Below are 15,185 nucleotides of genomic sequence, written 5' to 3' on the forward strand. Positions count from 1 at the left end.
ATACTATAGGTAAAAAATGCGCAGGATTTTAAAGCGATTTTGAACACCCTACCCATCCGGGCAGGCTTGGTGCGGCAAAGTAGAACAAAAGGATCCAGAACGAGCATGTGCTGAACACCACCGCCAATCCGTGGAACGGGTTGCGCGATGGCTTTTCCTTATCGTTCGAAGCCGCTGACGCCCCTGCTGTCGTTGGCGCGTCATGCAGAAGGCCGATGAGAATTATAGAGTAGGCGATGCCGATGATGCCAAATCCTTGGAATGTTCCTTGCCAAGAGTGCATGGCCGCCACCGTGGCGCCAAATCCGCCAAGCGCCTGTCCCACGTAAAGACCTGTCATGTGTATGCCTACGGCGAGTGAGCGCGACTTGTCGGTGTGCCAATCTGCGATGAGCGACAGGGCCGACGGTATGTAAAGCGCCTCACTGATGCCCATCAAGGCACGCAGGATGTAGAGTTGGTCGAAGCTGGTGGCGTAGCCCATGATGAACGTCACGGCCGACCAAACGAACAGGCTGCTCACCACGAGACGTTTCTTGCTGATGCGGTCGGCCACAATGCCGGCGAACGGACTGACGAGTCCATAGATCCAAAGGAATACGGCCATCAAGGCGCCAAACGCCTCGGCGCGGTTGAGTTCGCTGATGTCGGCCTTCATTGTCTCTTGCATGGTGCTGAGCATTTGGTGGTCCATGTAGTTGAGCAAGGCCACCACCCATAGTAGGGCAACGACGAGCCAATGATAGAATTTCTTAGTTTTTAGTGACATTTTTGGTTTATTAGGTTCAATGATTTAAGGTAGATAGTTGTGCCATTAGCCCCGTCTTTTGTTGTCATACTTGCTGAACGTAATAGGCAAATGCAAGAAGGCGCGTTGCCAAGCTGCCGAATGGCTGTTTTCATACCGTCGAAAGACCATTGTCAAGCTACCGAAAGACAGTTGTCGAAAGGTAGAAGGACTTTGGTTGCAAGTTAGGAATGACATGGCATTATGATGCCCACGACGTTGGCTTATGGCATTTATTTAGTTGTGGTGATTACTTTTTGGCTTATGTTTTTGCCCCTTATGCTTGTTGTGCTTCTTAGCTTTGGCCTTGGCACGGAAGGTGGATGCAGGCAGGAGGTCGCTGTTTACGAGATTTGCCCGTGTGAACGGCTGCCATGCGTAGCGCACGTATCGTGGTGCCTTCACGCCCTCAGCGGTGAGCATTACCTTGTTGCCCTCGATGACAGCCTTGGCAGGGCGGAAGAGCCCATCGTCGTGAGCGATCTCGAATGAGCGAGGATCCTGTCCGTCGGAGGTGGTGAGCCCATGTCCGTAACGGAAGCTTACCACGAGTGTGTCGCCCTTGCTTCTCACCTGATTGACCAACGGACCCGATGGCGTCAGACCGAAACCATAGTTGCGGGTCAACGCCCAGCGGGCCAAACGCTCGCCCACCGGTTGTTTGTGATGGTAGTGCACATCGAGCGAGTCGCCATAATCGGTGCTCACCACCATGCCCGTGTGCGGCAGGCGCATGAGCTTACGCTGCGAGTCGCGGAACCATGGCCATGACGGCCGGTTGAGACTCGAGAGTTGCACATAGTAGAAAGGCAGTTTCGGTTGATGCCAATACTGTCGCCAACTGCTGACGAGCAGGGGGAAGAGTTGCTCGTGCGCCTCGAAGTTGTGCGCATTGCTCTCGCCCTGATACCACACCACGCCCTTGATGGGATATTGCGCGAGCGGCAGGATTCCGGCCTCATAGCAATACACCGGCATAAAGGGGTGACGACGCAAGCGGCTTCCGTCGGCCCCGACATTTTGCTGGGCGCGTTCGCGAACCCATGGTTGGATGAAGTCGTTCCATCTGAAATTCTGCAAGATAGATGGGAAACGCGTTTCCAGGGTCTGCCGATCGATCCACGACTCGATGGGCGAACCGCCCACGGCGTTGCACACCAGACCTATGGGAACCTGCAAACTGTCGCGTAGCATGCGGCCAAAATAATAAGCCACGGCCGAGAACTGCGCAACGCTTTTGGGCGATGCCGGGGTCCAGGAGGTGGGCTTAAAATATTCCAAACAATCCACCGAGTCGAGCACTTCAATAGGCCATTGCTGGGCGTAGGTGTCCCATCGCCATTGCATGTTGTAGAGGCGCAGGTCGTTGTCGGCGGCTTTGGGAATGTCGCTACTGCCCGTATCCGATTGGCGAAGCATGAACCCCATGTTCGACTGGCCAGAGCAGAGCCACACCTCGCCTACGGCCACATGGTTGAAAGTGAGCCTTGAGAGGGGCGCTCCCTTGCGCTTGAGGGTCTCGGTGAGTCGCTTGACGACCGTGGGATGCGCCTGGTCGGACCACGAAGCCACGCCTGGCCAATAACGATTGTCGTTCACCTCATCGTGGTTGGTGCGGTTGGTTTTCGTGGCTTTCACGTCTTTACAGTCAACCGAAAGCACATATTCGGCCTTCGTGTCGGTCAGAGGCTTCAGCCTTACGGTCCAGTTTCCTCGGTTGTCGGTTACGCCAGTTGCCGTGCGCAGGGCGGTTGTGCCCTTGGCGTCCTTATCCTTGAGGGTCACGGTGATGATGGATCCTGCGTTGGCCGTGCCGTGGATGTCGAGCGTTTGGTTGCGTTGGAGCACCATGTGATCGGTGTAGAGCGGCGACATGCGTAGGCCGCCGTAGTTACCCGTAATGCCACTGTAGGCCGTCAGGGCCAGCAGACGCGCTCCGGCGGGGTTGGGATGGATTCCCTCCACGCTATAGTCGGGATGATGATAGAGCGGCGCATGAAAATCGATAAGTTCCACTCCTGCCACGCGAGCCACCGTTTCAATGGCCTCTTGTATCTCGTCGTGCCACAGTTTGGTGCCCGATGTGAAGCGATGGTGGTCGTGGCGGATGGGCGTGAGACGCGCTATGAGGATGCGCACCTGTGGGTTCACTTGTCGCAAGGTGTCGATGAGATGCAGATAATCGGTTACAAACTCATCGCGGTAATTGGGCCAGTTGCGTGGGTCGGTGTCGTTGATGCCGAGATGCACCACAGCGATATCGGCTGTGAACGCCTTCGCTGCGTTCCACTCAGCCTGTTGGAAATAAGGCATGTGGCCGTGTGCCAACAGTGTGGCCGACGGCCGCCCGAAGTTTCCCACCTCATAGGCGTCGCCCAGCATACGCTGCAACTGCGACGGATACGCGTCGGTTTCGCGGTCTTTGATGCCTGTTCCGTAGGTGATGCTGTTTCCCACGCACGCCACCTTCAGTTTTTTCTCCACCTTCGGTCGGGCGTCGACAGAAAGTGAGGTGAGCACAAGCGCAAAGGCCATCATGGCCTGCAGGGCGGTGGATATGGGATGGTTCAATAGGTTTTTCATTTTGAATGATAGTTCGATATTGAGGTGAGAAGCCACCCTGTTGCCATCGAACGTGAAAGGAAGGCAACGGGGCGACTGTTGGGTGATGGTTCTAATGGAAGGTTGTAGGCTACAACCCGTTGGGGCGATTGTGCCGAGTGGCATTGCCCAATTCGTTACTTGGCGGGCATCGCCTCATAGGCGCCACCTGTGATCTGGCTCACCGAGAGACGCGAGAAGAGAATCTTGTAACCTGTGTTGTTGGCGTCGAGGTCGGCCTCATAGAGGATACCCACGGTGCCATCGTCGAACACCGACATGGTGGAATAGGCCGCCGTTCCCTCGTGGATCATCACACCGCGCTGCCAGTTGTCGGCCAAAGCGGGTGCGAGGTCGGCCCCCCGACGTGGTATTTCGCGATAGTAGAAGCCCAGGTGGTCGCGTGTTTTGCTTTGCAGAAGCGACTGAATGGCGAGCCATGTCTTGCGACCGTCGATGGTGCGGCGCACCGGCACCACCACCACATCGCCGTTGCAACGGGTGCAGTTGGCCAGCGCCTTGGCATCCTTGGCCTCCGACCATGCGCCCTCAGCGCGCTTCTTATTCTTATATACGAACACATTGAAGCGACGACCGAGGCTGCTGAACTTGCGGCAACTGAGCAGCACGCTGCCGTCGGGCAGCTCCTCGACCTTCGACTCATCGCCATCGGGACCGGGAATGGTTGCCGCACCGCCGAGCACCTGCCATGTCTTTCCGAAGTCGTCGCTGTAGATGACGAATGTTCCCACGTGCAGCACAGGGTGGGCAATGTAGAGGCGGTAATACTTGTCCTTCTTGATGATGCGGCTCTGCGTAATCTTTCCCGACGTGAGGAAGAAGCCCTTCTCCTGCGTCAGTGGTTGCTCGTCGCGATAGAGGTTGTAGATGCTTGGAGCCACATCGTGCCCCTTGTCCCACGTCTTGCCGCCATCGGTGCTTCGGAAGAACATGGCATGCTGCGGATTCTTGGCCGTGGCGTGCACGTAAGGCACATTGCCGCTCACAGCCTGCATGAGGATGAGCCCTGCGCTGTCGCGGTCGGCCACCACACTGGGGTCGCCGTAGCCAAAGTCCTTGCGGCCCTCCACCACCGTGTTGATGGGGCTCCATGTGCGTCCGCCATCGTCGCTGCGTCGCATGAGGATGTCGAGTCGATAGGTGCCCCCTGAGTTCCAACCGATGTCGGAGAAGTTGTGGCGATAGTCTACCATGGCTATCACGCCGCCGTCGCGTGTGATGGTCATGGCTGGGATGCGAACGGGTATGCCCTGGTAAGGGTCTTCGAACACCGTTACAGGTGTAGGCAGGTTCGCCTTGGAGATGGCTGCGCCCGCCGTTTGTGCCTTTGTGCCAACGATGAACAGGAAGCTTACTAAGAGAATAAAGGCAAATCTAAGGATGGATTTGTTCATTTATCAGTGCGTTAATAATTGGTTATTGTATTAGGTGTGTTGATTTATTCGAGTTCGATTCGTAGGATTTGCGGAGTCCTGACACCCGGTTTCAGTTCGCCTCCGATATAGAGGAATTGGTTGGCTGCAATGCCAATGAGCAGAGCGCCCGCCCTTGCCAGTCGGGCGTCGGGCGTTGTGGGTTTCAGCCATCGCAGCGTTTTGGCGTTGAAAACGAGCGGCGTGGCATTGAAGCGATACCACGCCACTGGTTGCTTGAGGTAATCGGCCTGGTCCACTAATTGGTATTTGCCACTGATGGCATCGGCGAAAATGGTCTTGTTCACACCTCCCAGGCACAGCAACAGGCCCGCGCCGTTGGTAGCGCCTGTGGCTCCGCTGAGTGTGAGCGACTCGCCCGCCGCATCACGAGGTGCGGCCAATTGTGCCCAACGGTTGCGCTTCACGTCGTAGGCGTAGCCATCTGTGGCCACCTTGCTCTTCGCTCCCTTGGCATAGAATCCGCCCCAGGCGAAAAGGCGTTGCCCATGTGCCACGCATACAGGCTGCACCCTTGGCTTTCCCGGCATGGCCTTCCGCGATTTCCATTGGCTTGTGGGGCGCGAGCAAGATAGGCTCCATAGGGCTTTCGACGGTTTGCCGTTTTGGTTGCCTCCAAACACAAACACATGTCCCTTGGCGTAGGCCGCCGCCCCGTTGTCGACCGTTACGGGCAGAGAGGGCAACCGCATGACGATGGCGTTGCCCCGTGGGTCGAGCTTGACGCTTACCACTTGGCGCAGGCTGTGCTCTTGGTTGTTGCCACCGATCAGCAACAAACTGTCGCCCATGTCAACCGTTGCGCCGTAGGCCACCGGTTCGGGCAATGTGCCGATGCAGCGCCATTGTAGCGTGTCGGCTTGCCAGCAGGCAGCGTAAATGCCCTTGTAATAGTGTTTTACGCCGCTGTTGTCTGGGAAGTTGCACCCTCCAGCCATGATGATGTGGTTGCCGATCGTTCCGGCAAAACAGGCCGACACTCCCATTGCGTAGCCCGCTTCGCTTTGTGGAAATCCACCTATTTTGCTGACACGCAGATGGTTTTGAGCCATCGTGGCATACCATGGCAGCAAACCAACCAGCAGCGCCACGAGCCACATCGGTGCGCTCTTGGGGTGAAGCCATGTGTGGGGATGAAGGTTGTTCATAAGGTAGAGATGCTAAAAGGATAGTAGGTTGTGGGCCCGTGTGGGCCATTGGGGTTAGGGTTGTTGCTTCATGCCGTGCTCGGTGCGTGTCAGCTTCAGTTTCTTTGTGTTTTTGCGGATGGCGTTGTTGAGTTGCCACGCCTCATCGTTGACGTAAGGCCGATTGTGGTCGAGGTGCAACACGATGGCGCTGTAGCGAATCTGCTTGCCGCGAATACCCGCGTTGGTGAGCCGCTCGCCCAGTTCGCGGTCTTCACCGCCATACTGCATGCGCTCATCGAAGCCGTTGGCCGACAGCAAGTCGGTTCGCCAGCCACTGCTGTTCATGCCGTTCCAGGTGGCGTGGGTGGGGGTGATGTGGTTCATCAGCCAGGCGAACAGTGGGTTGCCTACAAGTTTTGTGCACTTGAACGAGAGCTTCAAGCCCTGCTGCATGAGCCATTGTAGGCTGAACGCGCGCCCCGACTGTATGTCCTCGTGCGAGAGCAGCCTGCTGATGCCCATGGGCAACTTGAAATAGCCGCCCGACAGGAACCTACCGCTACAGGCCATGCGCTCGTGGGTGGCAAGGAAGTCGTGGCGCGGCACGCAGTCTTGGTCGGTGAACACGAGGTAGTCGGCTGTTGCCATGGCGAGCGCCTTGTTGAGGATGATGGTCTTGCGGAAGCCGTTGTCCTCGTGCCACACGTGGCGTACGGGCAGCCGTTTTTCGAAACTCCTAATCAGTTCGGCTGTCTTGGGGCGTGAGCCATCGTCGGCGATGATAATCTCGTCGGCCGGTCGCGTCTGCGCCGTGTAGCCCCACAAGGTCTTCTCCAACCATTGCGGGTTGTTGTATGTGGAAATGATTACGCCAATAGTCATGGGTTTAGGTTCGGGTTGCAATTTCATTTGCAAATTTACTTTATTTCCTCATGATAGGCAAAAAACTTGGTAAGATTTGACGGTTTGATAGGGCGAAAAAACGCAAAAGCGGATATTTGCAACGATTTTTTCGATAACCATATAATAATAAGGTGGTTGGAGCGTTATGGAAATATGGCAAGACGAAAAACCAATACAGGCATACCCGGACTGTCGTTCTCGTGGAAACGTGCGCTGGGAATCAGTCAGGCGCGGCAGAAGATTGCCCGCGCTACAGGCATCCCAACGACGCGCGCTGGCGTGGAGCGCAAGATAGGGCAGCTCATCCTTAAGAAATTGTTTCAACTTTAAACCAATACGCTCCGCCATGGAGGTCCGTTGCCGGAAGAGCCACGGTGGATTCTTACAAATAGCAAAATGAACCATTTTATAGAGGTCATCACGGTCAGCAAGGCCAAGACCGACGTTGACAAGGTATTCAAGCAACTGGGCTACCACAACCTTACGCCCATGCATAAGAGCGTCAATCCCGTGTCGCGCTTCATCATCAAGTTGTGTGGTGTGGCGCGTATCCTGACGTCAGTTCATCGGGGCGACAACCTCTGCTTGCAGTATCCTATGAAGAAGTTTTACCACCTGGCATGCACGTTGGCCCATCTGAAGGGTGCCAAGGTTATTACCATCGTGCACGACCTCGACGCGTTCAGGCGCAAGAAGATTACCGCCGAGCGCGAGCGTTACCTGTTTAACAAGACCGACGCGCTCATCGTGCACAACCCCACGATGCTCCAGTATATGAAGGGCGAGCAGTTCCAAGGCCGCCTTTACAACCTCCAGATCTTCGATTTCATCACCGAGGCAGTGCCCAAGCAGTATGTGGCGCCCCATACGCCGTGGCGTGTGGTTTACACGAGCAACCTGCGTCGCTGGCGCAACGAGTTTATTTATCATCTCGACGAGGTGATGCACAACTGGAACATTGTGCTCTTTGGTCCCGGCTACGAGGACGCTGGGGAGCGGAAGCCGGGCGTTACCTACATGGGCAAGTTGCCCGAGGAGAAACTCATCTGCAGCGTGGAGGGCGATTTCGGACTGGTTTGGGATGGCGATTCGTTCGACGAGTGTGCGGGCGATTGGGGTGAGTACCTCAAGATCAACAATCCCCACAAGACCTCGCTCTACCTGCGTGCCGGCATTCCCGTCATTGTGTGGAAGAAGGCTGCGCTGGCTCCCTTCATCACCGAGAACCAGTTGGGTATAGCCGTCGACTCCATTCGCGAGCTCGACCAAGCGCTGGCCGACCTCACGCCCACGGCCTATGCGGCCATGAAGGCCAACGCCCTTGAGATGAGTGAGAAGTTGGGCGATGGCTTCTTCGAGAAGAAAGCTTTCACCACCGCTACGGCCGACTTGGAGAATGTGCGCTAACTCGTTGGGAAGGAAACAACAAAACTAATGATTAAATAACGAAACTCGTTGCAAGGCCCCATGGGTTGCGCAACGAGTTTTTTGTTGTCATCCAACATTTGGGGTGATTCGAGGGGCATATCACCTCTCATACTTCTGGCCCCGAGCGACCGCGTCTGAGCTAAAATGCTTATGTGCGTCCTACATCACGCCAAATACCGAATGAGCTTTTTGTACCCCTCAAAAAAAATCGCTCCAAATGTAGGATGTAACGATTTCGGTGGGGTTGATTGGTGTAGTAGGGGAGACGCATGGAGCGTTTGCCGCTCGTTATGGCGTGATGTGTGTGGCCTAACCCACAGAAATCGTTAAATGTTTTGGTAGAAAAGTACGTCGTGATTTTCGGACGAAATAGAGAGCGAAACATGCATTTTTGCGCATTTGAAGGTCGCCAAATGCGTTTGGAATTCCATTTTCGGAGCATCGTCGTTGCGAAAAGATGCCTAACCGAGCTGCGAGAGACCATGTATCGAGCCACCGTTTGCCGTGTATCGAGCTGCGGTTAGGCATATTTCGCATTGCGGTTAGGCATGTTTCATGGTGTGGAGTGTTAGACGAGGCGTGCTTAATGAAGTTGGATGATCGTAAGGTGTTGAACGTAAGGCTGTTATGAAAACGCGCAGAGAATGGCGTATTTGCGGCCGACCGACGGATCGTGGAAAAGAACAGTGTAGATGGATGTGTAGATTGTTGCGATTTATTTTGTGCAAACCAAAGCCCACCCCATGCGGTCATGCGCTGCAAGAGGTGGGCTTTTATGGTGTTTTCGCATCGGCAGGAGGCGAAAAAAAGTTGTCGATGGGGCTTAGAGCACGCTTTGGAACGTGAAGCAGTTGGTAAAGATGGTGGCCAGGTCCTTTGGCTCCTCGCGGAAGATTCCGAAGAGGGCCGATCCCGATCCACTCATGGCGGCATACACGGCGCCCATGTCGTAGAGTTTCTGCTTGATCTCTCCGAGCACGGGGTGCATGCGAAAGACAGGTTCCTCAAAGTCGTTCACCAGCTCGTGGCGCCACGTTTTGATGGGTTGCCTAACAATGTCGCGGCAGCATTTTGCGGGTTTCTTGGAAACGATCTGGCTATAGGCGTCGCGTGTGGAAACAGCCACGTCGGGCTTCACGATGGCAATGTAATAGCCGTCGAGGTTGCCTTTCGGTCCGTCGGCAGGCTGCAGCACCTCACCGCGCCCCGTGGCAAACGACGGCTCGGCGGTGATGAAGAACGCACAGTCGGATCCCAACTGGGCGGCGTAGCGCTCCATCTCGGCATTGCCCATGTTGAGGCGGAATCGCTCGTCGAGCAGGCGAATCATGAAGGCGCAGTCGGACGAGCCACCGCCAAGACCAGCCTGCGAGGGGATGCGCTTATGCAGGTGGGCGTGGATGGGCGGCAGGGTGAAGTCGGCGGCCAACAGTTCGTAGGCGCGCACCACAAGGTTCTTGCGCTCATCGCAGTCGACCTGTGTGCCCGTCACCTTGAGGTCGCAGGGCGAGTCGTGTGGGAAGAGCGGATCCATCAGTTTTATCTCCAGCGCGTCGGTGAGTGGCACGGGATAGAAAACAGTCTCCAGATCGTGGTAACCATCGGGTCGGTCAGCGGTGATGTTGAGTCCGAGGTTAATCTTTGCACAAGGAAATGTGAGCATGGTAGTATGGTGTTTACTTGTCGATGTTGATTATCTTGTATTTCTTAGAGCCCAGACTGATCTTCTCAGCCCAGTCGATGGTGTGTGTGTGCCGTGCTGCTTGTCGATGCGCTTCAGCAGTGCGGCAAGAACCACAAGGATGGTTTTCATCATCATTGGGAATGTTTTTAGTGTCGTTGTAATTGCAAAAATAACGTTTTTTGATGAAAAATAATCCTCTTGTCCTCACTTTTTGGCCTGTTTCCCGTAAAAAAGAAGCGACAAGGAGCAGCCAATGGACCTGCAAACGCACAATGAAGAGCTATTCCGTTTCAATCTTATGGAATAAATGAAGTTATGTGTAGCAAAACAAGGGCGAAACGAAATAAAAGCAGTATTTTTGCAATCGCAAATCAACATTTATCATCATGAAAAAGAAAATGCTATTCATGAGCCTGGCGCTATGCGCTTCGAGCGCCTTCGCACAGACCGCCCCTTCGTCGGGCATCGACCCTAAGAACCTCGACACCAGTATTCGTCCCGGTAACGACTTCTACCATTATGCTGCCGGAGGATGGCTGAAGAGTCACCCGCTTGACGCTGAGCACACCAGCAATGGCGCGTTCACCGATCTTTTTGAACTCAATCAGAAACGCATACAGGACATCATTTTGCAATATGCTTCGGCCCAGCAGACGCAAGGTTCGCTCGGACAGAAGATAGGATCGCTCTACAACCTGATGATGGACTCTGCGCGCATGAACCGCGAGGGGTACGCTCCCATCAAGCCCACGCTGGCCAAGATTGGTGCCATCAAGAACCGCAAGGAGTATCAACTGGTCATGGCGCAGCTCGACCGCAATGGTGAGGGTACCATGATGTTTGGCGTAGGCGTAGGCGCCGACCAGAAAAATGCGGAGTGGAACATCGTTGGAGTGAGTCAGGGCGGACTCGGATTGGACACCCGCGACTACTATCTTTCCGACGATGCGCAGAACAAGCGCATCCTGGAAGCTTACAAGGCTTATCTGAAGAAGCTCTTCCTCATGACGGGCAACGACGAGGCTGCTGCCGAGAAGAAGATGCAGGCCGTTATCAATATTGAGACGCGCATCGCCAAGGCCAGTTACGACCGCGTGAAGTTGCGCGACATTGAGGCCAACTACCATAAGATGACGTATGCCCAACTCATCAACGACTTCCCCGGAATTGACTGGGGCAATGTGTTCTTGGCCAGCGGATTCCCCGCCTTCGACTATGTGGACGTAGGACAGCCTGAGCCTATCCATGAGGTGGAGAAGATCCTGGCGGAGGCTTCGCTCGACGATCTTAAGAGCTACGCTGAGGCCAAGGTCATTGGCGGCGCTACGTCTGTGTTGGGCGATGAGTTCCGTAAGGTGTCGTTCGAACTGAGCAGCGTCATGACAGGTGTCAAGGAAGACCGTCCGCGTTGGAAACGTGCCGTGGGACTGGTGAGCGGCACGCTGGGCGAGGCCATTGGCAAGCTCTATGTGGAGAAGTATTTCCCCGAGTCGAGCAAGAAGCGCATGCTTGAGCTTGTGCACAACTTGCAGACGGCGCTCGGACAGCGTATCGACGGACTGGCTTGGATGAGCTCGACCACAAAGGCGCAGGCAAAGGATAAGCTGTCGAACTTTATCATTAAGATTGGATACCCTGATAAGTGGAAGGATTACAGTGGGTTGCAGGTGGTCGACAGCCTGTCGCTCTACGAAAACATGAGTCGCATCAGTCGCTGGATGACCGACGACTACATTGCGCGCACTGTGAACAAGCGTGTGGATAAGGCTGAGTGGGGAATGACTCCTCAGACCATCAACGCTTATTACAACCCCACGACCAACGAGATTTGTTTCCCTGCTGCCATCCTGCAGCCGCCGTTCTTCGACCCCAACGCCGACGACGCGGTGAACTATGGTGCCATCGGTGGCGTGATTGGTCACGAGATGAGCCATGGCTTCGACGACCAGGGCGCTCAGTTTGACAAGAACGGCAACCAACGCAACTGGTGGACGGCTGAGGATAAGAAGAATTTCGACCAGCGTACCAGTGTGCTCGCCAACTTCTTCTCACAGTTTGAGGTGCTTCCAGGCGCCAAGGTGAACGGCAAGATGACGCTTGGAGAGAATATCGGCGACAACGGTGGACTGAACATTGCCTACACAGCCCTGCAGAATTCGCTCAAACACACGCCGCTGGGAGTGAAGGATGGTTTTACGCCTGAGCAACGCTTCTTCCTCGCTTGGGCTCGCGTTTGGGCTTCGAACGCCACCGATGAGTATGTGAAATACCTGTTGACCGTCGACGTTCACTCGCCTAACATGGCTCGTGTGAACGCCGCTCTGCCCCACATCGACGCGTGGTACACGGCCTTCAACGTGAAGAAGGGCGATAAGTTGTTCATCCCCAAGAAGCAACGCGCACACATCTGGTAATGATAAACCATCATTGAACTTACGAAAAGAGGGTGTGTCAAAACTCATTTTTTGAAAATATGAACTTATAATTTGAAATTTGAGCATCCTAAAAGACTAAAGAAAGGGCCGTATCATTACTCAATACAGAGTTTGATACGACCCTTTTTAATATCATAGTTATAATCTGTAACTTTGAAGAGTAGTCATTTTAGTTTTGACACACCCTCTTTTTGTGCTATTCGGTCGATACTTCTTGATGCTTGCTCGTATCGTTGTGCTTGTGGGTGAATGCCTAATCAGATGCGACATTCACCCATAAGTTGTCTGAATGTCGTTAGAGCAGACCCTGCTTGCCCAGCACGATGAGCAGCGAGAAGCCCAGGATGAGGGTAATGATACCCACCGACAGACCCGTCTTCGACATGTCTTTCTGCTCAATGAGACCTGTAGAGTAGGCAATGGCGTTAGGAGGTGTTGAGATGGGCAAGCACATGGCGGCCGAAGCTGCCACAGCAATGCCGATGAGAACCGTTGAGGTTCCACCGATGATGTTGAGCTTGTCGCCCATGCCCTCACAAACCACGGCGAGGATAGGAATCATCAAGGCGGCGGTGGCGGTGTTGCTGATGAAGTTAGAGAGGAAGAATGTTACCAAGCCTGAGATAACCAGGATGACGATCGGGCTCCACTCGCCAAACGGGATGGCGTCCATGGCGGTCTTGGCAAGGCCTGTTCCGTTCATGGCCAAACCGAGGGCGAAACCTCCGGCAACCATCCAAATGACGCCCCAGTCGATGTCCTGAAGGTCTTTGGCGGTGATGACACCCGTGAAGGCGAACACAGCGATGGGAAGCATGGCAACCGTGTTGGCGTTGATGCCAATGGGCTTACCAAACACCCAGAGGATAATGGTCACGGCAAATGTAATGGCCACAACCACCGTGCGCCAGTTGTGCTGCATGTCGCCGTTGATTTCCAACTCGATGGTCTTCTGCTTGAATGGGAAGAACCACTTCAGCAACAGCCATGAGATAACAAGGAGCACCAGCACCAGGGGAACCATGAACATCATCCAGTCGCCGAAGCTAATGTCCATGTTCATGCCTGTGGGGTCGTTGAGAACCTTGTAGGCGAAAGCGTTAGGAGGTGTGCCGATAGGCGTTCCCATACCACCAAGGTTGGCGCCGATAGGAATGGCCATGGTGAGGGCTATGCGGCCCTTGCCGTTGGCGGGAAGCGACTTGAAGACCGGCGTAAGGAACGTCAGCATCATGGCTGCAGTGGCGGTATTGGAGATGAACATGGAGAAAACACCCGTGATGAGCAAGAAACCCAGCAACACATTCTCGCTGCGCTTGCCAAATGGACGAATCAGGGCCTTGGCCATCCATACGTCGAGACCCGACTTGGTGGCCGCAATGGCGAGGATGAAACCGCCAAGGAACAGGATGATTGTGGGGTCGGCAAAGCAAGCCATGATACCCACAGAGTCGAGCAACTGGCCATACTGGCCCTCAGTGCCCTGCATGAACGAGAACGAGGAGTTGCTGACGAAGAACAGTAACACGAAAATGATGGTCACAGACGTGGCCCACGCAGGAATGGCCTCAGTGATCCAAAGCAACACTGCCATGACGAAGATGGCAATGACGCGCTGATGAACAACTGTCAGACCTTCAATTCCAAAACAACTGGAGGGTAGGTTCCACACGATGACAGTGAAGAGGGCTGTGATGGCAAACCACAATGCCTTCTTCCAATGAAAGTCTCCTGTCAAGACTTTTTTTACCGTTTCTTGCATGTTATGAATGGTTTTTAGTTATTAGATTATCTCAAGGTGGGGCTTTCTAAAGGCCGACTACTGCAAAGTTACACCAAATTTTCATCAAACCAAGGAAAAAACGGAAAAAGAATTTGAGAAAAATCAGAAAGTGAAAATATACCCATAATATGAGAAAAATGGGCGCTAAAAATAGCGTTTTGGGGGGCTCTCGCCCTACCGTTAGGACAATAAAAAACTGGCGTAGGATGTCCTGCGCCAGTCGATATGCTGTTGGGGGTGTACCCTTTGCTTTATTTCTTTTCAGCCTCTGTCATGGTTCCCTCAATGTAGAGGCGCAACATGGCGGGATCACCATTGGTGCGTACGGTGATGGTTTTCTTGAAATGGCCGGGGAAACGGCCACGACCGTTATAGGTAACGGTGAGGGTCCCCTTCTCGCCGGGCTTCACGGGGGTCTTGGTGTACTGAGGTATCGTGCATCCGCAACTGGCCACAGCCTGATTGATCACTAACGGCTTGTCGCCGGCATTGGTGAAGGTGAAAGTGCACTTTTGCACATTATTGGTCTCCGAGAACGAACCGAAGTTGTGGGTTGTCTTGTCAAACTTGATTTGGGCTTGTGCTTGGGCGAAGGTGATGCCGCATACAAGCATCATCAGCGTGAACAGAATCTTTTTCATCTTATACCTTATTTATTGTTGCATACGCAACAGGTTCTTTTTTCTTTTTAATTGGGAGCGGAGAAGGTTGCACCACCCGCCTACAATGATTGTAACGAGACAAAAGTACAAAAAGTTTCTGAAGCCATATCGTTTTTACGCATTTTTAACAGGCTTTTGCCTTGCATGCGGCCTTTGGATGGGCCAAATGCGAGTGGAAAAGGGTAACTGTCGTCGGATTTGGTGTTATCTTACAAAAAAGCGTGAAATTGTTTTGCAGTCTCGGATAAAATGGCGAATTTTACAGAAAAAGAATGACTAAAAAAGCAAAAAATAGCAGATTTGGGCTTTTGTTTTGAG

At 54.0% G+C, this 15,185-nt stretch carries 11 protein-coding genes and 1 pseudogene; 3 read left to right on the forward strand and 9 right to left on the reverse strand.

Features of this window, described 5'->3' with window-relative positions; translation table 11 throughout:
* Positions 1-52: 52 nt before the first annotated feature.
* The 5 genes and pseudogenes from WKK33_RS10485 to WKK33_RS10505 all read right to left on the reverse strand — a co-directional run.
* A pseudogene (locus WKK33_RS10485) lies at positions 53-769 on the reverse strand (MFS transporter); the annotation flags it as partial.
* A gap of 255 nt (positions 770-1,024) precedes the next feature.
* Positions 1,025-3,325 (reverse strand): GDSL-type esterase/lipase family protein, encoded by a 2,301-nt coding sequence (locus WKK33_RS10490; RefSeq protein WP_337933779.1) that lies wholly within the window; start codon positions 3,323-3,325, stop codon positions 1,025-1,027.
* Between the two features lie 200 nt (positions 3,326-3,525).
* Complete coding sequence (locus WKK33_RS10495) at positions 3,526-4,803, reverse strand: sialidase family protein (RefSeq protein ID WP_337933767.1); 1,278 nt, start codon at positions 4,801-4,803, stop codon at positions 3,526-3,528.
* 44 nt (positions 4,804-4,847) lie between these two features.
* On the reverse strand, positions 4,848-5,990 hold the full coding sequence (locus WKK33_RS10500) for a cyclically-permuted mutarotase family protein (protein WP_337933769.1): 1,143 nt from the start codon (positions 5,988-5,990) through the stop codon (positions 4,848-4,850).
* Positions 5,991-6,044: 54 nt separating this feature from the next.
* Positions 6,045-6,854, reverse strand: coding sequence for a glycosyltransferase family 2 protein (locus WKK33_RS10505; protein WP_337933771.1), 810 nt, complete (start codon positions 6,852-6,854; stop codon positions 6,045-6,047).
* 174 nt (positions 6,855-7,028) lie between these two features.
* On the opposite strand from WKK33_RS10505, the gene WKK33_RS10510 reads away from it, so the two are divergent.
* Together WKK33_RS10510 and WKK33_RS10515 are read left to right on the forward strand one after the other, a co-directional pair.
* Entirely contained in the window at positions 7,029-7,205 is a 177-nt protein-coding gene (locus WKK33_RS10510; RefSeq protein ID WP_330001871.1) for a hypothetical protein, read from the forward strand.
* 66 nt (positions 7,206-7,271) lie between these two features.
* On the forward strand, positions 7,272-8,282 hold the full coding sequence (locus tag WKK33_RS10515) for a galactofuranosyltransferase (RefSeq protein ID WP_337933773.1): 1,011 nt from the start codon (positions 7,272-7,274) through the stop codon (positions 8,280-8,282).
* Positions 8,283-9,126: 844 nt separating this feature from the next.
* On the opposite strand, the gene ispE is transcribed toward WKK33_RS10515, so the two are convergent.
* Together ispE and WKK33_RS10525 are read right to left on the reverse strand one after the other, a co-directional pair.
* A complete protein-coding gene (gene ispE / locus WKK33_RS10520) occupies positions 9,127-9,966 on the reverse strand; it encodes a 4-(cytidine 5'-diphospho)-2-C-methyl-D-erythritol kinase (RefSeq protein ID WP_337933775.1) in 840 nt (279 codons plus the stop codon).
* A 13-nt stretch (positions 9,967-9,979) separates the two neighbouring features.
* Positions 9,980-10,258, reverse strand: coding sequence for a hypothetical protein (locus tag WKK33_RS10525; protein WP_337933777.1), 279 nt, complete (start codon positions 10,256-10,258; stop codon positions 9,980-9,982).
* A gap of 115 nt (positions 10,259-10,373) precedes the next feature.
* On the opposite strand from WKK33_RS10525, the gene WKK33_RS10530 reads away from it, so the two are divergent.
* The gene (locus WKK33_RS10530; RefSeq protein ID WP_287769397.1) at positions 10,374-12,401 is read left to right on the forward strand and encodes a M13 family metallopeptidase; all 2,028 of its coding nucleotides are present in this window, start codon (positions 10,374-10,376) and stop codon (positions 12,399-12,401) included.
* A gap of 316 nt (positions 12,402-12,717) precedes the next feature.
* On the opposite strand, the gene WKK33_RS10535 is transcribed toward WKK33_RS10530, so the two are convergent.
* Both WKK33_RS10535 and WKK33_RS10540 read right to left on the reverse strand, forming a co-directional pair.
* Complete coding sequence (locus WKK33_RS10535; protein WP_337468991.1) at positions 12,718-14,184, reverse strand: SLC13 family permease; 1,467 nt, start codon at positions 14,182-14,184, stop codon at positions 12,718-12,720.
* Positions 14,185-14,456: 272 nt separating this feature from the next.
* The gene (locus tag WKK33_RS10540; RefSeq protein WP_337569515.1) at positions 14,457-14,846 is read right to left on the reverse strand and encodes a DUF1573 domain-containing protein; all 390 of its coding nucleotides are present in this window, start codon (positions 14,844-14,846) and stop codon (positions 14,457-14,459) included.
* Between the last annotated feature and the right edge of the window lie 339 nt (positions 14,847-15,185).

Origin of the sequence: Hallella sp. (genome assembly GCF_037460745.1) — a bacterium.
In the GTDB taxonomy this organism is placed as follows: Bacteria; Bacteroidota; Bacteroidia; order Bacteroidales; family Bacteroidaceae; genus Prevotella; species Prevotella faecis.

What these genes read in the sequence shown, in the direction of transcription:
- WKK33_RS10490 (WP_337933779.1), bottom strand. Translation starts at nt 3,325, where the DNA reads ATGATGGCCTTTGCGCTTGTGCTCACCTCACTTTCTGTCGACGCCCGA.
- WKK33_RS10495 (WP_337933767.1), bottom strand. Translation starts at nt 4,803, where the DNA reads ATGAACAAATCCATCCTTAGATTTGCCTTTATTCTCTTAGTAAGCTTC.
- WKK33_RS10500 (WP_337933769.1), bottom strand. Translation starts at nt 5,990, where the DNA reads ATGAACAACCTTCATCCCCACACATGGCTTCACCCCAAGAGCGCACCG.
- WKK33_RS10505 (WP_337933771.1), bottom strand. Translation starts at nt 6,854, where the DNA reads ATGACTATTGGCGTAATCATTTCCACATACAACAACCCGCAATGGTTG.
- WKK33_RS10510 (WP_330001871.1), top strand. Translation starts at nt 7,029, where the DNA reads ATGGCAAGACGAAAAACCAATACAGGCATACCCGGACTGTCGTTCTCG.
- WKK33_RS10515 (WP_337933773.1), top strand. Translation starts at nt 7,272, where the DNA reads ATGAACCATTTTATAGAGGTCATCACGGTCAGCAAGGCCAAGACCGAC.
- ispE (WP_337933775.1), bottom strand. Translation starts at nt 9,966, where the DNA reads ATGCTCACATTTCCTTGTGCAAAGATTAACCTCGGACTCAACATCACC.
- WKK33_RS10530 (WP_287769397.1), top strand. Translation starts at nt 10,374, where the DNA reads ATGAAAAAGAAAATGCTATTCATGAGCCTGGCGCTATGCGCTTCGAGC.
- WKK33_RS10535 (WP_337468991.1), bottom strand. Translation starts at nt 14,184, where the DNA reads ATGCAAGAAACGGTAAAAAAAGTCTTGACAGGAGACTTTCATTGGAAG.
- WKK33_RS10540 (WP_337569515.1), bottom strand. Translation starts at nt 14,846, where the DNA reads ATGAAAAAGATTCTGTTCACGCTGATGATGCTTGTATGCGGCATCACC.